Origin of the sequence: Burkholderia sp. AU39826 (genome assembly GCF_020419965.1) — a bacterium.
GTDB classification, from domain to species: domain Bacteria; phylum Pseudomonadota; class Gammaproteobacteria; order Burkholderiales; family Burkholderiaceae; genus Burkholderia; species Burkholderia semiarida.
The window spans coordinates 378,325-396,013 of sequence record NZ_JAIZQG010000003.1; the positions used below are offsets into that span (position 1 = coordinate 378,325).

Below are 17,689 nucleotides of genomic sequence, written 5' to 3' on the forward strand. Positions count from 1 at the left end.
CGGTCATATTGCCGAACTCGCCGAGACGGATGAATGCGCTATCGGGGAATAGTGAAATGAATTAAATCTTAAGTGAAGCGATTAAGTCGATGAGTAGAATCGAAATTATCAAGCAATGGCGGCGTTATGCATTGGCTATCCAGATAAAGGACTGGCCCGGAATTGCCATTCGTACCGGCATCTATACGTCCGGTGACGATTTTGGCGAGATCACGGGTGCAGCCTATCTCACCCTGGCGCACCGGAGTTCATGCACGGTGCTGGACCCCACAAAACCGCCTCCCCCGGTGCCCTCGATCGTGATCGACATGGTCGCGTCGGATTGGGATCTCGGGGAACTGGCGCGGGGCGACAGCGAGAAAATGCTAGCCGGTGCGGCGCAGCAACGCTGCTTTACGTACTCGGGATTCGAGAGTTACCGCAATTTCGTCGTCAACTCGACGAATGCGAACGGAATGTACGGCAACCGCTATCTGCTCAGGAACACCGGTAAGCCGGAGCAGACCGTTCCATACAGCGTGGCGCCGAGCAGTGGCGCCGGGACTTTTCCATTACCGAATATCGGCGGCAGTGCGATCAGGCTGAACGAGGGCAGTCGCACATGTTTCGTGCCGACATTCAAGATGTCGGTGGGCATGTCCGCGGGCTCGGGCGATAATCGTAGCAAAATCACAGGGGAGAGAGAGTAATGAAAAGATGGCGAAGCAGCATATTGGTCGTGTGTTTTGCTTTACTTTCTTTTGATGTATCCGCTCGGCGCCTTATTCCCGACAATGTCGTCGATGGTTATGAGGGATGTAAATGGCAAGACAATGGTGATGGAACCAGTACGCTGAGCCTCAAAATAAGATGGCGAGAGGTCGTAAATCAAGGGTTTTATGGATTCCACAGCAGGGGGATATTGATATATACCTACGATGCTAGTGGAAATTTGAAGCCTAGTACTCAGGTCGCCAGCGATGTATATCTGGATGGGGTGAAAAACTCGTCTGTCTTGACCGTCATGGACAATCGTTATGTGCTGTATTTCTCCCCCAACACTTTTCTCTGGACTAATGGTTTTGCGTTCACCAGCTACGTCGAGGCAGTGGTCGAGAACCGGAAAGCGGGTAGTAGAGTTTCGATTCGTGCCGCCAACGTCACGGGCAACCCGATGCAAGGTATGGGAGACGATTACGGTGAGATCACTGGTGCAGCCTTTCTCGCCAGGGGAGACAACGGTACTACATGCTTGGTGGGGGACCCGACAAAACCGCCTCCCCCGCGGCCCTCGATCGTGATCGACACCGCCGCGCCGGATTGGGATCTCGGGGAACTGCCGCGGGGTGACAGCGAGAAAACCCTGGCCGGTGCGGCGCAGCTACTTTGCTTTACGTACTCGGGATCGGAGAGTTACCGCAATTTCGTCGTCAACGCGACGAATGCGAACGGAATGTCCGGCAACCGCTATCTGCTCAGAAACGCCAGCAAGCCGTCGCAGACCATTCCGTACAGCTTGACGCTGGACAGCGGCAACGCGACTTTCCCGTTACCGAATATCGGCGCCAGTTCGATCTGGTTGGTCAATGCCAATCGCACGTGTTTCGTGCCGACATTCAAGACATCGGTGAGCAACTCCACGGAAATTGGCGATTATAGCGACGTGCTGTCGTTCACGATCGTGACGAAATCATAGGAGCAGGAAATGAAGAAAATCATCGTCAGCGGATCATTGGCGGTTCTGGCTTTGCTGCCAATGTTTGCGTCGGCGCAAGTTTCGCTCACCGGCAAGACCCAAAGCAGGGTCACGGCCAAGGTGATTCGCCCGAACAATCTGATCATCACCGATGACCAGGGCGGCTGGTTCGGGCAGGGCCTGGCGATGCAGCAGTTGGGCGCGTGGGATACCGCTTTCGAGGTGAAGGCGCGGTTGCGGGTCATATCGACGACGGGCGTGTTTCAGGTCCGCATGGACCAGCCGCTGGACATCCGGAACCAGGCGAATCCGACGCTCGTGTTCCGGAAGCCGGTCGTCAGCATGGGCGCCGAAAACGCCGCGCTGAAGCAGTTCACCGTCGGGCAGGCGATCGAATTCGTGAATCCGGCGCCGCCGTCGAAGGAAATCGATTCGGTGGGCTACTACACGCTTGACGTTTCCGCGTTTCCGCCGGCAGGCGATTTCAAGAGCACGACCGGAACCTATACGGGTTCGCTGTCGCTGGTCTTCGAGCCGCTCGTGGCGAAACAGAAATAGCGGCTCGCGCGTGCCGGAGCCGATCCGGTTCATGGCGGCCCGCCACGACGCGCGCGGTGCATTTTTCCCGATCGTCGTAGACTTCCCGTGTTCAGGCATGACGCCCGCGCGAGCGGCAGCCGGTACAAGACGGCCGCTCCGGCATGTTTCAACACGATGAGGATTCACCGAAACTCGAACATGAAACTGCACACATTCTCTTTTTCGATTGCGGCGATGATCGCCGGGTTCATCTCGAGCCCGGCGTTTGCCGTGATCGACGTGCTTCCGAAGGAAATCACGGTTGACTCGAATACGACGCATGTGGAGATCGCCAACAAGGGCGACCGGCCCGAGTACGTGACCATTTCGCTGTCTCGCCTGCTCAATCCGGGTGTGCCGCTGGCCGAAGAGAAGCTCGAACCCGTCGGAACCGCGGACAAGCCGGCGCTGTATGCGTTTCCGTTCAAGCTGAGCCTTGCGCCCGGGCAATCGAAGAACATCGTATTGAAGGCGATACAGCCGGTCGAGAACGAAACGGTGTATCGGCTGGACGTGAAGCCCGAAATCAAGGTGTTGAGCCAGGAGCAGCAGACCGCGACCGGCAATATCGTCGTCAACTTCGCATTCAGCGCACTCGTTCGTCAGTTGCCCGGAAGCACGCGCGAGGCATTGTCCGTCGCGTGCGATGCGCACGGCGCGCTTCTGACGGCGACCGGAAACATACGCTATGCGGTGAAGGATGCGACGGTCGACGGGCAGGCGGTGCCCCGCTTCAATGTCTACCCGGGTGTGCCGCGATCGCTGCAAGGGCGCGTCGTCGAGATTCCGGGGTATCCGGCGTGTCGCGGCGATTCCGTCCTGCCGGGCGCGAAACCGTCCCGTGTCGACGGACTGCCGCCAAGCCTTCCGTCAACCTCCTCGAACTGAGCTTCCCCCCGGCTCTTCGCGTTTCAACGGCCCCGGATGATGCCGCGGCTTCCTCCATCTGCTGAACCGACCCAGTCGGAAGGTGCTGCTTGCGACGCGCATTGCTTGCATCACACGACCGGACAACGCGGCGGTTTTCCGTCCGCGCGCCGATGCAAAGGGACTGGCGCTCGAGTGCGCCGTGTCGGCAGAGTTGGCCGATGGCTATATCGGCGACCCGGCCCACCTACGGCGACGCGTGTCGAACCTCGTCAACCATGCAATCAAGTTCACGGAACGCTGCAGCGTGACGATCGCGGCAATCGACGCAGCGTCGGCGAATGGCGATATCGTCACGTTGACGATCGAATGGCACTCGCTGCAAGGCGGTTTCGCGGCGGTCGGCGCGGACATGAAAACGGGCGCATCGTGCGCCCGTTCGTCGTGTCGTGAAATGGGTTGCCGGTGTGGCCGGCCGGCACCGCTCAGCCGAGCAGGTAGCGCAGCAGGCCGGCCGACACGACGCCAACGATGACGGTCGGCAGGATCGACAGGCGCGTCGCCGCGAGCAGTGTGATAGCCAGCGCGAGCAAGTCGGCCGGGCGCGTCGACACGAAGGCCGGCGCGATCACCGAGATCAGCACGCAGCCCGGCACGTTCTCCATCACCGATGCCATCCGCGGGCTCAGCGTGCGGTTGCGCAGCAGCACGTAGCCGAGAATGCGCGACAGGTAGGTGGTCGACGCCATCAGCACGATTGTCGCGACCGTGCTGACATCCGGAAGCTCAGGCATCGCGCGGCTCCCACAGCAGCGCGGCGACCAGCCCCGCGCAGGCGCCGGCCGCGACATACCATGCGCCGGGCATCGCCAGATGGGTGGCGGCCGCGACGACGAGGCTGACGAACCACGGGCGGCTCGCGCGCACCCCTTTCCACATCCCGCGCAGCAGCACCAGAAACACGGCCGTGAATGCCATGTCGAAGCCGTACTGTTCGACGTTGCCGATCGTCGGGCCGACCGCCGCGCCGAGCGTCGTCATCGAGATCCACGTCAGGTAGAGCCCCACGCAGATGCCCGCGTAATAGGGCACGCTGATGTGCGTGGCCGAGCGCTCGCGCGCGTCGGCGAGCGACATCGCCCAGCTCTCGTCGCACATGAAGAACAGCGCGACGAACGCGCGGCGGCGCGGCAGGCGCCGGATATAAGGCTCGAACGCGGCGCCCATCAGGATGTGGCGCGAGTTCACGAGGAACGACATCGCGACGATCAGCGCGATGTGCGGCGGCGATGTCCACAGGTGGATCGCCGCGAATTCGGAGCCGCCGCCGAAGTTCAGGCCCGTCATCATCGGCACCTCGAACAGGCTCAGCCCTTTCTGCGCGGCCTGCGCGCCCAGCACCAGCGCGAACGGCACGAAACCCAGCATGACGGGCAGCGCCGCGCGCAAACCGCGACCCATCTCGGCGACATGGGCGGGCCTGTCGCGAAGCCCGGACGACGTTGAAACGCTACTGCTCATTACTCCTCCTTCGGGGGAGGAATTGTCTGCTTTTTTGACTCGAATCGGGTTGCGTTGTCGCCAGATTTTTCTCAGAATTTGGCATTGAACGCGTAATACGCGAATCTTTTGGAATTGGATGCCAAATGAAGCTTGACGCTATCGACCGCCGGATCCTGAGCGCGCTGCAGCGCGACGGCCGCATGCAGAACGTGGAGCTCGCGCACGAGGTCGGGCTGTCGCCGTCGCCGTGCCTGCGGCGCGTGCGCCTCCTCGAGGAAGCCGGCGTGATCGAGAAATACGTGGCCGTGCTGAATCCCGCGAAGGTTGGCAAGGGGCTGACGATCTTCACGCGCGTATGGCTGAAGGGGCAGGACGCGGAATCGGTAAACCGTTTCGCCGAGGCCGTCCAGCAGATGCCGGAAGTCGTCGAATGCCACCTGATGGCCGGCGACTGCGATTTCCTGCTGCGCGTCGTCGCGGCCGACATCGACGATTACCGGCGCTTCCAGATGGAATACCTGACGCGCATTCCCGGCGTGCTGAGCGTGAAGACCGACATTCCGATGCAGAAGGTCAAGCTCACGTCGGCGCTACCGACCTGACGCAGCGCCGGGCGTGCGGCGATGCGTCGACGAGCGGTCATTGCGCGGTGACAATCGCCCGATAAACTGATGGAGTGCGTCGCATCGCATGCATTGCCTGCGCAGTCATGCGGTATTCGATGTGCAAGCAACTAACCGTCAATGCCGACGCGATCGGCCGAACGGCGCTGCGTGGCGCGCCGGGTCGTGCGTCGGCGCGAATGCGTTTTTTTCCTGTCGAGTCCTGCATGCAGCCATTCAATACGCCGTGGAATTCACTGGAAATCGTCAAGCTCGTGCTCGGCGTGCTGACGCCGTTGTCGGTCGCGTGCCTCGGCTGGCTCGTCGCGCGCCGGCTGAAGCGGCTCGAACTCGTGCAGTGGACCAACCAGCGGCTGATCGAGAAGCGGCTGGCGCTGTACGACACGGTCGCGCCGCAGCTCAATGCGCTGCTGTGCTTCTACACGTGGATCGGCTACTGGAAGGACATCTCGCCGGACGACGTGATCCGCGCGAAGCGCGACCTCGACCGCACGTTCCACATCTACCGCTACCTGTTCGACGACGACGTGTACGACGCATATCACACGTTCATCCACGCGCTGTTCGAGATGCATACGGGGCCAGGCCGCGACGCGCGAATCCGCTCGCTGATCCAGGCGCCCGACGGCGACCGCAGCGTGCACGGTTCGTATGAATGGAAGCCGGCGTGGTCGGAGCGTTTCGCGACCGCGAACGTCGTGCCGAAGGACGACGTGCTGAAGCATTACACGCAGTTGATGGAGCGGCTGCGCGTGGCGCTGGGCGCGACGCGCTGACGGCTTCGGCGCTCGCGCGCCATGCCGGTATTGAAATCCGTCATGTAAGCCGGCCGTTTCGAGCGTGCGTGATTCAGGCGAACGAGATCACGAGCCTCTTGCCGCAAGCCGCCGCATACTTGCGCAGCGTATCGACGGACGGGGAATGCTGCCCCGTTGCGAGCGCACGCTCGAGTCGCGTAATGGCGGGCGCTTTCGTGCCCATCCGTTCCGCCACATCGGCTTGCGACAAGCCAGCCTCTCGCCGCGCAGCCAGCATCGCGTCGAGCAGCGCGAATTCCTCGCGATTCAATCGTTCGTATTCCGTGCGCACCGCGGGGTCGGCCAATGCCCGCTCACGTAGTTCCCTATACGTTGCCATCTCGAACCTCCTTCAATCGACGACGTGCGATTTCCAGTTCCTTCAGAGGTGCCCTTGGCGTCTTCTTCACGAAACAGTGCAGCATGACGATACGCCGCTCGACGATCGCGCAGTAAAACACTCGGGCAACACCTTCCGCGCCCTTCAATCGCATTTCGTACAGGCCGTTTTCCATCGCTCGGGAGTGAGGCTCCCCGAGATTCGGGCCGTACCGTTCCATCCGGTCAGCGAGTGCAAAGTACCGAGCAAGCAGCGTTGTCGGCAACGACGCGACTCCCGCCGCTACACGGTCGTTGAAGAACTGGATCTCGTAACCATGAGTCGATAAAGTAACAAATATGTTATGTTGCGGCAAGAACGACGACGGGCCGCAGAGGCGGGCACAGGCGGTTGGTCACACGTGAGGGAGCTCGCGACCGTATTTCTTGGGTCGGAGATATCGATGACGATGCACGGAACCGAGCGCGCTCGGGAATTCGGGCCCGGCAAGCAGCGCGACTCGGTGTCAGCGTGGAGTGGGTACTACGGATTCGCGACGGGGTTAGTTCCGCCCCGCCACCGCGAGCCGCGCCGCCAGCCCCACGAACACGGACCCGAGCAGATACTGCGGCACCTTCGACGGCCCGCGGCGTGCGCCGATCCGCTGGCTCAGCCGGCTCGCGGAGAGAATCACCGCGCCGTTCACGACGATCCCGATCAGGTTGAGCACCGTCGCGAGCACGAGAATCTGCACGGCGATCGAGCCATGTTCGGGCCGCACGAACTGCGGGAACAGCGCGAGCACGAACAGCGCCATCTTCGGGTTCAGCAGGTTCGTCGTCAGCCCTTGGCGGAAGATCGTCGCGGTCGAGTGGCGACGTTGCGACGCGACGGGCGACAGCGCGGTCGCATCCGAACGGAAGGTTTTCCACGCGAGATACAGCAGATACGCGGCGCCAGCGAAGCGCACGACGTCGTACGCGAGCGGCACCGCGACGAAGAGCTGCGACAACCCGAGCGCCGCAGCGACCGCATGGCAGTAGGTGCCGGCCTGAATGCCCGCGAGCGTCGCGAATCCTGCGCGCCGGCCCTGGCTCACGCTGCGGGACGCGATCAGCAACATGTCCGGGCCGGGCGTGGCGGTGAGCGCGAGACACGCGCCGGAGAACAGCGCGAGCGTGGAGAGATCGATCATGGCGGCCCCTTTTGCCGGTGCGGCGTTAAAGGGAGGTCAGTTTAGGAGGGCGCCCGAGGCCGGTCAATCGAGCGAACGGACGATGGCCCGATGGCCAGACGGCACGCATCGCGCGTGTGCCGCCTGCACGCCACTCACTGTTTGCGGCAAGCAACCTGATAGTCGATCACGGTGTTCTCGGAAGGCTTGTCCGGCGCGCCACCCACCGTGGTCACGCCGAGCACGCCGGCCGCGTTCCGGTAGCGCAGCGCGCAATACCCGACGCCGGTGCCCGAGCACGCTTCGGCTTCGACGATGCCGTGCTTCGCGAGCGTTGCCGCGCCATCCGCCGCCTCCGGCTTTTCGCGCGGACGCAGCGGCTGCCAGCCATGCGCGATCAGCATCTTGCGTGCCGCGTCGAGCGGCTTGCCATACACGTTCGGCACGACCGCGCGGCCGTTGCAGTGCGTACTTTCGGCGGCGACGCGGGTCAGCCGCAGGCCGCCGCTTTCCGCGTGCAACTCGCCGACGGGCACGCCGGGGCCGTCGCCGCCCCAGACGAGCAGCGCGCCGTTTTCCAGACGATCGACCGAGCCGAGCTGCCAGCCGGCCTTGCGCGCGGTATAGCCGAGCGCGACGAGCGTCGTGCCGTCGAAGACGCCGATATTGCCGTTGCGTGCGAAGCAGATCGCGCTCGTGCCGGCGTTGAATCCGCTTGCGAAGGTCACGACCGTATAGCGCCCGAGCGGTGCCTCGGACGTCACGATCCAGTCGCGCTGCGCGACTTCGCGGCCGGCGGCCGTGGTCGTTTTCGCGCGATATTGCGTGCAGAACGGATCGAGCGCACCGCTTTCAGGCGAGTGCGGCAGCGTGCCGAGCGGCACGAGCGACGCGCCGGCGATATCGGAGCCCGTGCGCGGCGGCTCGGCCGATGCCGTGCCGCCGAACGTGGCGCCGGCTAATACCGCGATCGAAACGATCGAAGCAAGATTGCGGGCGAGCGGTGAGGCAACGGAAAGGAACACGCGGGCTGTCTCCGGGGAAAGTGTGACGGGCGCGGCAATCGCGTTTTTCCGCCCGTCCATCACGGTTGCGCGCACCGGCAGGCGGCACGCGCGTGTCGCCAACGACTCAGCCCTTCGCGACCACGTCGATGCGCAGCGCATCGCTGCCCGCGACGATCGCCAGCAGGCGATCGACGTTCGGATGCGCGCCCGGACGATTGCGCGCGTCGGCCGTATGCTCGGCGAACACCGCGAGGCCGTGCTCGGCCGCTTTCGCGTCGAGCGTGCCGAACGCCTGCTTCAGATAGTGGTACACCGCGAGCGAGCCCTGCTTGCCGGGCTGGTTCTCGATGGTCGCGACCACGTCGCCGTTCGCGCCGACGAGATCGATGCGCGCGATGCCGTCGATGGCCGGCAGTTGCGCGAGGTTGTCCTTGAATACTGCGGTCGGTTGAATCACTGAAAACACTCCGTCGGTTCGGTCATGGGCCCAGATGCGTGGCCGGCCGTATCTTATCCGATCGGCGCCGGCGCGCCGGCTCGCGCGCCGGTGCCGGCCGTGCGCCACGCGAGCGCCGCGCCCGCGAGCTGTAGCGTGCCGCCCGTCAGCATCGCGACTCGCAGCCCGGTCGCACCACCGCCGCACGCGTCGTACAGCGCGCCCGGCATCGCCCCCGCCGAATACCGCGCCGGTCATCCGCGTCACGTTCATCAGCGATGCCGCCGTGCCGGCGCGTGCGGCGTCATGACCGCACGGAACCGGTCAGTACGCCCGCCTCGCGCGAGCGCTCGATATCGGGGCTGCGATACGCATGCTCGGGAATCTCGGCGAGCCGCGACGCATGCACCTGCTGGGGCGCCAGCCCGTAGAACTTCTGGAAGCTCATGATCAGCGGCGACCACTTGTCCGGATCGATGCGGTCCGGATGATCGTCCATCAGCAGGTCGGGATGCACGTGCACACGCTGGATGCGCACCTCGAACAGACGAATGCGGCCGCGCAGGTCGGGCATGTCGTCGCCGATCCCGTGCGTGGCCGCGACGACCGCTTCCAGATGCACCGGGCATTCGAGCGCGCGTGGCGGCGCGACGGTCTGCGACGCGGCCTCGGTGAGCCCGGCCGTGCCGAACTTGTCGGGTTCGAATACGTAGCCTTTCGCGCGCTTGCCGTCGGGCACCGGATACGTGCCCGTCGTGCGCGCGATCCGGTCCACGGCGTCCGCCTGCGCCGACGACGGCAGGTTCAGCACGCATTCGCCGGTGCGCAGCAGGTTGCGCGTGGTCTGCGAACTGGCGGCGATGCCGATCACGCCGCGCCAGCCGAGCCAGAACGCGGACGAGATCGGCGCGAGATTGGCCGTGCCGTTTTCGTTGAGCGTGCTGACCAGCACGACGGGCGTGCCGAAGTAGAGGATGTTCGGTTCGGTGACGCAATGCGGCGCGTTCATGGTCGAGTCCTTCGGTGACGGGTCAGTCCGCATGCTGATCCTGTCGCGGCGGCGCGGCGCTCCGATTCTTGTCGTGTCATTCCGAAAGGCGCGCAAAGGGGCACGGGTACCGCGCCGGGCCGAGCCGGCAGCGGCCGGGCTTTTCCGCTACAGTAGGAAATCGAAGGCCGCGCGCGCCTGCCTCACGCCGGCGCGCGCGGTCACGTTTCGCCAACGTACACGAGGGCCCGATGGACACCGAGCAACGCTACACCGCCAACGCGCCGACCCGCGCGGAAGTCGACGCACTGGGCGGCGCAACCGTCATCGAATTCGGCGCGAACTGGTGCGGGATCTGCGCAGGCGCGCAGCCCGCGATCACGGCGTCGTTCGCCGCGCATCCTGCCGTGCGGCACCTGAAGATCGAGGACGGCCCCGGCCGTCCGCTCGGCCGTTCGTTCGGCGTAAAGCTGTGGCCGACGCTGGTATTCCTGCGCGACGGGGTCGAAGTCGCGCGCGTCGTGCGCCCCACCGACGCGAAGCAGATCGAAGCCGACGGCTTCGCCGCGCTGGCCTGAGGTCACGGCGATGCAACAGGCCATCACGCACATCGGCGTCGATACGCGCGGCAGCGGCCTCGTCGAAGTCACGCCGCAGGTACGCGCGTTCGTCGATCAGCAGGCGATCCGCACGGGCCTGCTCACCGTGTTCTGCCGCCATACGTCGGCGTCGCTGCTGATCCAGGAGAACGCGGATCCGTCGGTGCAGCGCGATATCGAACGCTATTTCGCGACGCTCGCGCCCGAGGACGACACGCGTTACGAGCACGATACCGAAGGCGCCGACGACATGCCCGCGCATCTGCGCACCGCGCTGACGCAGGTGCAGCTGTCGATTCCGGTCGAGCATGGGCGCATGGTGCTCGGCACGTGGCAGGGGATTTACGTGTTCGAGCATCGCCGCGCGGCGCACCGGCGCGACATCGTGCTGCATCTGATCGGCGAGTAGGCGAGCAGGCGGGTAGCCGGGCAAGCGCGAAGCGCGCGATGCCGCGCCGGCGTGCGGCTCAGGCGAGCAGCTTCTCGACGAGCGCGCCGAGTTCGCGCAGGTGGACGGGCTTCGGCAGGAACGCGTCGAACACCCGCTTGTTCTCGCGCAACGCGGCCGATTCATACGCGCTGACGCCGAGGATCGCCGGATGCCGGCCGTCGCCGTCGGGTTGCGCCACCGCGCGAATGCGCCGCGCCACGTCGAATCCGCTCAGGTCCGGCAGTTCGAGATCGAGCACGACGAGGTCGTAGCGCTCCGAACCGAAGCGCGCGACGCCCTCCTGTCCGGTGCCGCACAGATCGGCCTCGATGCCGAGCGCGGACAGCATCGCGCCGAGCGTTTCGCGCGCGTTGTCGTTGTCGTCGACCACCAGCGCGCGCCAGTCGCGGTGCGGTAGCACGGGCGGCAGCGCGGGCGCGTCCCCGGCTGCGTTGCCGGCCGATTCGACGCCGGGTGCTTCGACCGGCAGCGTGACGACGAACTCGCTGCCTTCGCCAACCACGCTGCGCACGTCCACATGCCCGCGAAGCGTCGTCACGATTTCGCGCACGACCGCGAGCCCCATGCCGATCCCGTCCACGTGCAGCCCGACCGCGTCGTTCGCGCGATAGAACGGCTCGAAGATTTTCGACAGATGCTGCTTCGCGATGCCGGCGCCGGTGTCGCGCACGGCGATCTTCACCTGCTGGCCGGCCGGCGCGTCCGCGAGCGTGATCGCCGCCGTGATCGAGCCGCCGACCGTGTACTTGACCGAGTTCTCGATCAGGTTCGACAGCACCTGCCGCAGCAGCTTGCGATCGGAGCGGATCGCGAGGCCGGGCGGCTCGACGAGCTGCGTGACCGCGATCCGCTTGGCCGCGATCTTCCCGCGCAGCGGTTCGAGCACTTCGGCGAGCAGCGGCGCGATGCCGACGGTATCCAGTTCGGCGACGCGTTTCGTCGAGCGCAGCTTGATGTAGTCGGTGAGGTCCTTGACGAGCGCTTCCAGCGACAGTGCGGAATTCTGCAGCCGCCGGATCGTCTTCAGGTTCGCGTCGGACTGCGGGCGTGCCAGCAGGATCTCGATCGATCCGCAGATCGCCTGCAGCGGCGTGCGCAGTTCGTGGCTGACCATCCCGAGGAACGCGTTCTTCGCCTCGATCATCTCGAACGCGCGGTCGGACGCCTTGCGTTCCGCATCGAGCGCCGCGTTTTGTCGCGCCAGCAGGTCGTCGCGCGTACGCATCGTATAGAACAGCAGCAGGAACAGCGCGCACAGGATCACGCCGAGCACGATGCCGAGGATCAGGATCGCGCGCTGCTTTTCCTTCAATTGATGGAACGTGAAGTCGCGCTGCGCCATTTCGATCGCGCGGAAGTAGTTCGCGAGGCCGTTGACCTTCGGCCAGTACGCATTGACTTCGTCGATCACCTGATGCGCCTGCTTCGGCGCGTCGCGCAGCAGCGGCACCTCGCGCTTCAGGCGCGTCATGAATTCGCCGAGCGCGTCGATCTCGTTGCGCGCGCGCGGGATGCGCAGCCAGTATCGGGACACTTCCGACGGCCGCTGCAGGAACCCGAACGACACCGACAGGCTGTCGAGCTGCATCTGCACGTGATCGAAATCGTCGTCCTCGCGCGTCGCGTAGAGAATCAGCTGCCGGTCGAAGCGCGTATAGACGTTGCGGTATTGCGCGGCGGTCCAGAACACGCCTTCGCGCGGCCCCTCGAGCACGCCCTCGTTGACCGAGGTGGCGAGGAGATCCCACAGCAGGAACGCCCATGCGGTGAACCCCGCGATCCACAGCGAGCCGAGGATCAGGATGATCTTTCTGTTTCTCCAGCGCCGCCGCGTCATGTCACTTCACGGTCAGGCCGATGATCTGCCACGCGAATTTGGCTTCGCCGAGCGGCGTCTTCAACTCGTCGGGATACTGATCGCGCGGATACATGATCCACAGCGGGCCGTAGTTGTCGTTGCCGAGCACCTTGCCGTTCATCGTCCGCGCGAGGATCACGCCGTACTTGTCGGCATCGGAAACGGGAATCGTGAACGTGTATTCGTCGATGCAGTGGAATTCGATCTGCGTACCCTGCGCGCCGACCGTCTTCAGCACGTCGGACAGGCGCGGGCCGGTGAAGGTCGCCTTCGGCGTCCAGCTCGTCGACGTGACGATCGTATGCTGCGGCAGCGCCATCAGCGCCGGCTCGGAAAAGACGTAGGCCGTTTTCCCCTGCTGATTGCTCTTGCTGATCTTGCCGTCGACGGTGAACGTGAACGACGACGCGGCCCATGCCGCGGCAGTCATTGCGAGCAGGCAGGCCGCGAGCACGGTCTTGATCCAGATGGTTGAAACGCGCATGTCTTTCCCTCGGTCTGGTGGTTCGTGTGGTGGTGTGTCGCTCCGGCTTCAGTTCGCGGCGGCCGCGCCCGGCAGCGTGAGCTTCAGTTCGCGCGCGACTTCCGCGAACAGGATCGGCAGGCGCACCGGCTTTTCCTCGCAGCGCGCGTTGTAGTGCGACACGATGTGCGCGATCTCGTCCTCGCTCGCTTCGCCGGTCGAGATCTTGCCGGTCAGCAGGAAGATCGGCGCGCCGCTGTTCTCGCTCGAGCGGATGCCGCGCACGAGCTCGGCGGCCGTCTGGTCGCCGAGCATCCAGTCGAGGATGTAGCCGTCGAAATCCTCGACTTCCAGCGCCTTGCGGAAGCTCGCGCCGTCGAAGTACGGGATCGCGTTCACGCCTTTCTCGATGAAATATTCACAGACCGTTTCGGCGACGTCGTGCGAATCGTCGACCACGGCGATCCGCGCGGCATACACGTTCGGCTGCGCCGAGCGCAGCTCGATCACGTCGACCGGATACGTGCGCCCCTCGCGCGCGTGCGCACGCTCGGTGACGATCCATTCGCCCTGCCACTGCAGCGCGACGAAATCCGTTTCGATCTGGCTGGTGGCCTTCGTCGAGATCGCGGCGCGGCAGCGCAAGCGCTTCGATTCGATCACGAACGTCGCGTCGATCATCTCGGGCGCGGCCGGCTGCATGCCCTTGTCGTCGAGCAGGATCGCGGGCGGCACGCCGAAGTGCGTCGCGATGTCCTGCAACTGCGACAGGTTCCACGGGATCAGGCCCTTCATCTTGCGCGTGACGACCGAGAAGCTCAGGCCGAGCACGTTCGCGATCGTCGTGTTGTGACTTCGCGGCGGAATGCCGTTCCGGTTCAGGAGATCGCGCACCTTGTTGGCGGTGATGAGATCGACGTTGGCCTGCTCGGTGGTGGACATCTCGAGGGGGTCTCCAAGGGTTTTGGCGAGGAAGAGCATATCAAAGCTGACGCACCACGCAAACTTTAAACGCGCGATGGAACTTGACATGCCATTTTTCTCCATTATTATTGCTCACCACGTCACTATTGTTTGTCGCGTCATGTTTGGAGGTCGATGCCGGCCATGGTCGGGCGGCGAAAAGCGGCGGCATAAACAGTGACGGAACGATTCGAAGAGAGAACCTGAGAGAGCCTTGGGATGCGTGTCGGCGTTGGCGGATGGAATTGTATCCGGTGCGCCGCACGCAACCGGGTACGAGCTCACGGGGTGGATAGCTCGAAGCATTGCGGTGCCAATAAGAACCTGAGGATAGTACCCATGTATCGCCGTTTACTCGCACCGGGGCTGCTGTTGCTGTTGGCCGCCTGCGCGCAGGATCCGTCCATCACCAGCAGCACGGTACGGATCTGCGACGACACGGGGTGTTCCGATCGCCCTAAAGATCAGGTCTCCTATCAAAAAAGGGACGATGCGGACGACCGGGAAGATCCGCGCATCGCCGCGCTCAAGCAAACCGCGAAGACCCAGCCGAAGGCCGCCTACGACCTCGGCCTGCGCTACTTCCGCGGCGACGGCGTGCGTCAGGACAGCTACCAGGCCCTCAAGTGGATGCGCGAGGCCGCCGAACGCGGCGACCTGAACGCGCAGAAGGCGCTCGGCAGTTTCTACCTGTTCGGCCTCGAGGAAATGGGCTCGGATGCGCGTGAAGCGGAGAAGTGGCTGTCGATCGCGGCCGGCCGCGGCGACAAGGAATCGAAAAAGCTGCTCGATCTCGCGCGCAAGGCGAAGAAGGAAGACGAAGAAGACTGGAAATGGCGCACGCAGTGGCGTGACGTCTATTACGGCTACTGGTACTCGGGCTATCCGTACTACGGCGTCTGGCAGCAGACGTACTGGTACTACTGACCGGGCATCGGGCCTGAAGCAACAGGGGCAGCCGCGGGGAGACCACCATCGCGCGCCACGCCGGGGGGCTTATCGAAGTTCGCACGGACCCATAAGCCGAACAACGACTCTAATCGATCGACAACGACATGAAGACCAACCTTTCCCAACGTCTGATTCAAGGTGCGCTGGTTGCAGCGCTTGGCGCGTCCGTCGCGGGGTGCGGCGGCATGGTGACGCCCGGCGGGCAGAACGCCGGGGTGACGGGCGCGGCGGCCGGCGGCGCGAGCGCCGGCGCCGATTCACAGTTGCAGCGCTGCGCGTCGCCGCTGGGCACGATCGCGGTCGACGACGGCCGCAACGCCGACTGGTGGGGCCCGTTCGGCAGCGCGACGAAGGTGACGAGCATCGACCCGCTGCTGCGGCTGGCCGTGCAGCAGTCGAACTGCTTCGTGATCACGTCGATCGGCAACCAGAAGAGCGACGCGCGCCTGTCGCGCATCACGCAGCTGCAACGCAACTCGGGCGAATATCGCGCGGGCTCGAAGCAGCAGAAGGGCCAGCGTGTGGCGGCGGACTACTACATGGAGCCGCAGATCGTGATCAACGATTCGCCGATCGGCGGGATCGGCAGCATGATCGGCGGGCTGATCGGCAACAGCGCGGTGGCGGCGGTGGCGGGGCACCTGCAGACGAAGGCGTCGGTGGTGACGCTGACGCTGTTCGACGTGCGCTCGGCGGTGCAGATCGCGGCGTCGGAAGGCAGCTCGACGGCGACGAACTACGGCGCGGCGCTGGGCGGCCTCGGCGGCGGGGTGGGCGGCGGGCTGGCCGGTTTTTCGACGACGCCGGAAGGCAAGGCGACGGTCGTCGCGTTCATCGATGCGTGGAACAAGATGGTCGTCGCGCTGCGCAGCTACAAGGCGCAGGACGTGAAGGGCGGGCTGGGCCGCGGTGGCCAGCTTCAGGTCAACTGACGCCGACGGGCCGGCGGGATGCCGCCGGCCGCCTGTCGAGCCCCGATTCCTGATTCGTGATGGTCGGTGCGTGCGGTGTGATCCGCGCGTACGGGCGTCGTTCGTCCTGCTCGTTTGAAAGGTGATTCCGATGAAAGCCGTTGCACTGATCGCATTGACTTGCCTCGCGCTGACCGCTTGCGGCGGCGACGACAATTCATCTCCCGCGTCGTCCGGCGGTTCGGGGACGACCAACAACGGCGGCAGCGGCGGGACGGGCGGCGCGGGTTCCGGCGGCAACGGCGGCTCGGGAGGCTCGGGAGGCTCGGGCGGCGGCACGCTGACCTGGCGCTACGAGGCGCAGCCTGTCGCGGCCGATCGGGCCAGTTTCCTGACGCTGGTCAACAACGAAGGCGCGAAGGGCTATCGTTATCTGGGCGACTACTTCTACGCTGCGGGCAATGGCGGCACGCAGTCGATCTTCGTGAATGACGGCACCGCGCAGACCTACACGTATCAGTTGCAGACGGCGCCGGCCGACATGACGTCCTTCGTCAATACGGCCAACGCGCAAGGGGCGAGCGGCTACCGCTACGAAGGGCCGCTCACGTACGGCGATCTCTATCGCAAGGACGGTGGCTCGTCGGCCACCTACACGTACACGACGACCGGGCTGCCGGCCGATGCGAACGCGTTCCTCACACAGGCGAACGGCCAGGGCCAGTCGGGTTACTGGTTCGTCGGCCCGCTGATGGTCGGGGCCGTGCAGGCGAACGTCTACATGAAGAACAACGCGTCGAACGCAACCTATACGTACGACGCGCTGACGCCGACGTCGACGGTCGGCGACTTCATCGCGCAGGCCAACAGCGAAGGCGCGAAAGGCTACCGCGCGAAGGGCGCGATGGCGTTCGGCACGGCGATCTCGTGGGTCTACGTGAAGGACCAGACGCAGTCGCCGACCTTCACGTACCAGTCGGCCGCGATCCAGTCGACCGGCGCGAACTTCGTGCAGCAGGCGAACACGTTCGGCGCGCAGGGCTCGGCGTATCTGAGCGACATCGCGCTCGGCACCACCGTGCCGCCGGTGATGGCGTCGTTCTATTTCGCGCCGAAGAACTGCACGGGCTTCCTGTGCACGACGCTGAATCCGCTCACGCAGAACTGAGCGGGCGCGCCGCGCGGGGCGTTCATTCGAGAATGATCCGCGCGCGCCTCATCGAGTGCCTCAGGTGCGACACGCGATGCGTGGGCGCATCGTTTGCCGCCGGCTTGCCGGTGGTATTTCGTTTCTGCGTACGCCGCGCTTTGCCGTTCTCCGCGTGACGCCGCGGCCCGGATCGGTCGAAATGTCGCATCAAAGACTCGGTCAAGTTCAAAACAATTATTCAAATTATTCAGACGAGTACTAAATCGGCCTGACTCGACTGATTTCCCCCGAGTCGTTTGGCATGATCGGGACAACTCCATCCCTTTCATTCCATCGTGACGTCCGTCCGGGCCGAGCATCCGCTCACCGCCGAAC

The 17,689-nt window shown here is 64.6% G+C and carries 23 protein-coding genes and 1 pseudogene; 12 read left to right on the forward strand and 12 right to left on the reverse strand.

What is annotated here, in order from left to right; translation table 11 throughout:
- Window positions 1–89: 89 nt before the first annotated feature.
- The 5 genes and pseudogenes from LGM42_RS10705 to LGM42_RS33330 all read left to right on the forward strand — a co-directional run.
- Window positions 90–689, forward strand: coding sequence for a hypothetical protein (locus tag LGM42_RS10705; protein WP_226232192.1), 600 nt, complete (start codon window positions 90–92; stop codon window positions 687–689).
- On the forward strand, window positions 689–1,675 hold the full coding sequence (locus tag LGM42_RS10710) for a hypothetical protein (RefSeq protein WP_155644570.1): 987 nt from the start codon (window positions 689–691) through the stop codon (window positions 1,673–1,675). The genes LGM42_RS10705 and LGM42_RS10710 overlap by 1 nt, the downstream gene beginning before the upstream one ends.
- Before the next feature lie 9 nt (window positions 1,676–1,684).
- Window positions 1,685–2,233, forward strand: coding sequence for a hypothetical protein (locus LGM42_RS10715; protein ID WP_060314804.1), 549 nt, complete (start codon window positions 1,685–1,687; stop codon window positions 2,231–2,233).
- 180 nt (window positions 2,234–2,413) lie between these two features.
- Window positions 2,414–3,142: a hypothetical protein gene (locus LGM42_RS10720; protein ID WP_155644569.1), complete on the forward strand. Its 729-nt coding sequence runs from the start codon at window positions 2,414–2,416 to the stop codon at window positions 3,140–3,142.
- A 121-nt stretch (window positions 3,143–3,263) separates the two neighbouring features.
- Window positions 3,264–3,458 (forward strand): annotated as a pseudogene (locus LGM42_RS33330) (hypothetical protein); the annotation flags it as partial.
- A 148-nt stretch (window positions 3,459–3,606) separates the two neighbouring features.
- Here the strand turns inward: LGM42_RS33330 and LGM42_RS10725 are convergent.
- On the reverse strand, window positions 3,607–3,915 hold the full coding sequence (locus LGM42_RS10725; RefSeq protein ID WP_060314801.1) for an AzlD family protein: 309 nt from the start codon (window positions 3,913–3,915) through the stop codon (window positions 3,607–3,609).
- Window positions 3,908–4,642 (reverse strand): AzlC family ABC transporter permease, encoded by a 735-nt coding sequence (locus LGM42_RS10730; RefSeq protein ID WP_060314797.1) that lies wholly within the window; start codon window positions 4,640–4,642, stop codon window positions 3,908–3,910. Before LGM42_RS10730 ends, LGM42_RS10725 begins: the two co-directional genes overlap by 8 nt.
- A 125-nt stretch (window positions 4,643–4,767) precedes the next feature.
- Here LGM42_RS10730 and LGM42_RS10735 point away from each other — a divergent pair, with 125 nt between their 5' ends.
- The gene (locus LGM42_RS10735; protein ID WP_006486309.1) at window positions 4,768–5,226 is read left to right on the forward strand and encodes an Lrp/AsnC family transcriptional regulator; all 459 of its coding nucleotides are present in this window, start codon (window positions 4,768–4,770) and stop codon (window positions 5,224–5,226) included.
- A gap of 227 nt (window positions 5,227–5,453) precedes the next feature.
- Entirely contained in the window at window positions 5,454–6,023 is a 570-nt protein-coding gene (locus LGM42_RS10740) for a hypothetical protein (protein ID WP_059576210.1), read from the forward strand.
- A gap of 73 nt (window positions 6,024–6,096) precedes the next feature.
- On the opposite strand, the gene LGM42_RS10745 is transcribed toward LGM42_RS10740, so the two are convergent.
- The 7 genes from LGM42_RS10745 to LGM42_RS10775 form a co-directional block, all read right to left on the reverse strand.
- A complete protein-coding gene (locus LGM42_RS10745; RefSeq protein WP_060314794.1) occupies window positions 6,097–6,384 on the reverse strand; it encodes a helix-turn-helix domain-containing protein in 288 nt (95 codons plus the stop codon).
- Window positions 6,371–6,604, reverse strand: coding sequence for a type II toxin-antitoxin system RelE/ParE family toxin (locus tag LGM42_RS33335; protein ID WP_413227411.1), 234 nt, complete (start codon window positions 6,602–6,604; stop codon window positions 6,371–6,373). Before LGM42_RS33335 ends, LGM42_RS10745 begins: the two co-directional genes overlap by 14 nt.
- 321 nt (window positions 6,605–6,925) lie before the next feature.
- Window positions 6,926–7,558, reverse strand: a complete 633-nt coding sequence (locus LGM42_RS10755; RefSeq protein ID WP_060314790.1) for a LysE family translocator — start codon at window positions 7,556–7,558, stop codon at window positions 6,926–6,928.
- A gap of 134 nt (window positions 7,559–7,692) precedes the next feature.
- The gene (locus tag LGM42_RS10760; protein ID WP_060314787.1) at window positions 7,693–8,562 is read right to left on the reverse strand and encodes a hypothetical protein; all 870 of its coding nucleotides are present in this window, start codon (window positions 8,560–8,562) and stop codon (window positions 7,693–7,695) included.
- Window positions 8,563–8,668: 106 nt separating this feature from the next.
- Window positions 8,669–9,001, reverse strand: a complete 333-nt coding sequence (locus LGM42_RS10765; protein ID WP_060314784.1) for a DUF2322 family protein — start codon at window positions 8,999–9,001, stop codon at window positions 8,669–8,671.
- Between the two features lie 53 nt (window positions 9,002–9,054).
- The gene (locus tag LGM42_RS10770; protein ID WP_413227410.1) at window positions 9,055–9,210 is read right to left on the reverse strand and encodes a hypothetical protein; all 156 of its coding nucleotides are present in this window, start codon (window positions 9,208–9,210) and stop codon (window positions 9,055–9,057) included.
- Window positions 9,211–9,284: 74 nt separating this feature from the next.
- Entirely contained in the window at window positions 9,285–9,989 is a 705-nt protein-coding gene (locus LGM42_RS10775) for a flavin reductase family protein (RefSeq protein ID WP_226232193.1), read from the reverse strand.
- A gap of 230 nt (window positions 9,990–10,219) precedes the next feature.
- Here LGM42_RS10775 and LGM42_RS10780 point away from each other — a divergent pair, with 230 nt between their 5' ends.
- Both LGM42_RS10780 and LGM42_RS10785 read left to right on the forward strand, forming a co-directional pair.
- Window positions 10,220–10,546: a thioredoxin family protein gene (locus LGM42_RS10780; RefSeq protein WP_059576186.1), complete on the forward strand. Its 327-nt coding sequence runs from the start codon at window positions 10,220–10,222 to the stop codon at window positions 10,544–10,546.
- 10 nt (window positions 10,547–10,556) lie between these two features.
- On the forward strand, window positions 10,557–10,976 hold the full coding sequence (locus LGM42_RS10785) for a secondary thiamine-phosphate synthase enzyme YjbQ (protein WP_060314781.1): 420 nt from the start codon (window positions 10,557–10,559) through the stop codon (window positions 10,974–10,976).
- A 58-nt stretch (window positions 10,977–11,034) separates the two neighbouring features.
- Here LGM42_RS10785 and atsR read toward each other — a convergent pair whose 3' ends face one another.
- Genes atsR through LGM42_RS10800 form a run of 3 tightly spaced genes read right to left on the reverse strand, consistent with a single transcriptional unit; the run spans window position 11,035 to window position 14,281 of the window.
- Complete coding sequence (gene atsR / locus LGM42_RS10790; RefSeq protein WP_226232194.1) at window positions 11,035–12,855, reverse strand: hybrid sensor histidine kinase/response regulator AtsR; 1,821 nt, start codon at window positions 12,853–12,855, stop codon at window positions 11,035–11,037.
- Between the two features lies 1 nt (window position 12,856).
- Window positions 12,857–13,360, reverse strand: a complete 504-nt coding sequence (locus LGM42_RS10795) for a molybdopterin-dependent oxidoreductase (RefSeq protein WP_226232195.1) — start codon at window positions 13,358–13,360, stop codon at window positions 12,857–12,859.
- A gap of 48 nt (window positions 13,361–13,408) precedes the next feature.
- A complete protein-coding gene (locus LGM42_RS10800) occupies window positions 13,409–14,281 on the reverse strand; it encodes a response regulator (RefSeq protein ID WP_059576173.1) in 873 nt (290 codons plus the stop codon).
- Between the two features lie 360 nt (window positions 14,282–14,641).
- On the opposite strand from LGM42_RS10800, the gene LGM42_RS10805 reads away from it, so the two are divergent.
- The 3 genes from LGM42_RS10805 to LGM42_RS10815 all read left to right on the forward strand — a co-directional run bounded on the left by LGM42_RS10805 (window position 14,642) and on the right by LGM42_RS10815 (window position 17,332).
- Window positions 14,642–15,229, forward strand: coding sequence for a tetratricopeptide repeat protein (locus LGM42_RS10805; RefSeq protein WP_059644760.1), 588 nt, complete (start codon window positions 14,642–14,644; stop codon window positions 15,227–15,229).
- A 128-nt stretch (window positions 15,230–15,357) separates the two neighbouring features.
- Window positions 15,358–16,185, forward strand: a complete 828-nt coding sequence (locus LGM42_RS10810; RefSeq protein ID WP_059581218.1) for a hypothetical protein — start codon at window positions 15,358–15,360, stop codon at window positions 16,183–16,185.
- A 130-nt stretch (window positions 16,186–16,315) separates the two neighbouring features.
- The gene (locus tag LGM42_RS10815) at window positions 16,316–17,332 is read left to right on the forward strand and encodes a hypothetical protein (RefSeq protein ID WP_226232196.1); all 1,017 of its coding nucleotides are present in this window, start codon (window positions 16,316–16,318) and stop codon (window positions 17,330–17,332) included.
- The last annotated feature ends 357 nt before the right edge of the window (window positions 17,333–17,689 follow it).

Bases quoted from the DNA above. Each gene is read 5' to 3' on its own strand.
- LGM42_RS10705 (WP_226232192.1), top strand. From the start codon at position 90: ATGAGTAGAATCGAAATTATCAAGCAATGGCGGCGTTATGCATTGGCT.
- LGM42_RS10710 (WP_155644570.1), top strand. From the start codon at position 689: ATGAAAAGATGGCGAAGCAGCATATTGGTCGTGTGTTTTGCTTTACTT.
- LGM42_RS10715 (WP_060314804.1), top strand. From the start codon at position 1,685: ATGAAGAAAATCATCGTCAGCGGATCATTGGCGGTTCTGGCTTTGCTG.
- LGM42_RS10720 (WP_155644569.1), top strand. From the start codon at position 2,414: ATGAAACTGCACACATTCTCTTTTTCGATTGCGGCGATGATCGCCGGG.
- LGM42_RS10725 (WP_060314801.1), bottom strand. From the start codon at position 3,915: ATGCCTGAGCTTCCGGATGTCAGCACGGTCGCGACAATCGTGCTGATG.
- LGM42_RS10730 (WP_060314797.1), bottom strand. From the start codon at position 4,642: ATGAGCAGTAGCGTTTCAACGTCGTCCGGGCTTCGCGACAGGCCCGCC.
- LGM42_RS10735 (WP_006486309.1), top strand. From the start codon at position 4,768: ATGAAGCTTGACGCTATCGACCGCCGGATCCTGAGCGCGCTGCAGCGC.
- LGM42_RS10740 (WP_059576210.1), top strand. From the start codon at position 5,454: ATGCAGCCATTCAATACGCCGTGGAATTCACTGGAAATCGTCAAGCTC.
- LGM42_RS10745 (WP_060314794.1), bottom strand. From the start codon at position 6,384: ATGGCAACGTATAGGGAACTACGTGAGCGGGCATTGGCCGACCCCGCG.
- LGM42_RS33335 (WP_413227411.1), bottom strand. From the start codon at position 6,604: ATGGAACGGTACGGCCCGAATCTCGGGGAGCCTCACTCCCGAGCGATG.
- LGM42_RS10755 (WP_060314790.1), bottom strand. From the start codon at position 7,558: ATGATCGATCTCTCCACGCTCGCGCTGTTCTCCGGCGCGTGTCTCGCG.
- LGM42_RS10770 (WP_413227410.1), bottom strand. From the start codon at position 9,210: ATGCCGGGCGCGCTGTACGACGCGTGCGGCGGTGGTGCGACCGGGCTG.
- LGM42_RS10775 (WP_226232193.1), bottom strand. From the start codon at position 9,989: ATGAACGCGCCGCATTGCGTCACCGAACCGAACATCCTCTACTTCGGC.
- LGM42_RS10780 (WP_059576186.1), top strand. From the start codon at position 10,220: ATGGACACCGAGCAACGCTACACCGCCAACGCGCCGACCCGCGCGGAA.
- LGM42_RS10785 (WP_060314781.1), top strand. From the start codon at position 10,557: ATGCAACAGGCCATCACGCACATCGGCGTCGATACGCGCGGCAGCGGC.
- atsR (WP_226232194.1), bottom strand. From the start codon at position 12,855: ATGACGCGGCGGCGCTGGAGAAACAGAAAGATCATCCTGATCCTCGGC.
- LGM42_RS10795 (WP_226232195.1), bottom strand. From the start codon at position 13,360: ATGCGCGTTTCAACCATCTGGATCAAGACCGTGCTCGCGGCCTGCCTG.
- LGM42_RS10800 (WP_059576173.1), bottom strand. From the start codon at position 14,281: ATGTCCACCACCGAGCAGGCCAACGTCGATCTCATCACCGCCAACAAG.
- LGM42_RS10805 (WP_059644760.1), top strand. From the start codon at position 14,642: ATGTATCGCCGTTTACTCGCACCGGGGCTGCTGTTGCTGTTGGCCGCC.
- LGM42_RS10810 (WP_059581218.1), top strand. From the start codon at position 15,358: ATGAAGACCAACCTTTCCCAACGTCTGATTCAAGGTGCGCTGGTTGCA.
- LGM42_RS10815 (WP_226232196.1), top strand. From the start codon at position 16,316: ATGAAAGCCGTTGCACTGATCGCATTGACTTGCCTCGCGCTGACCGCT.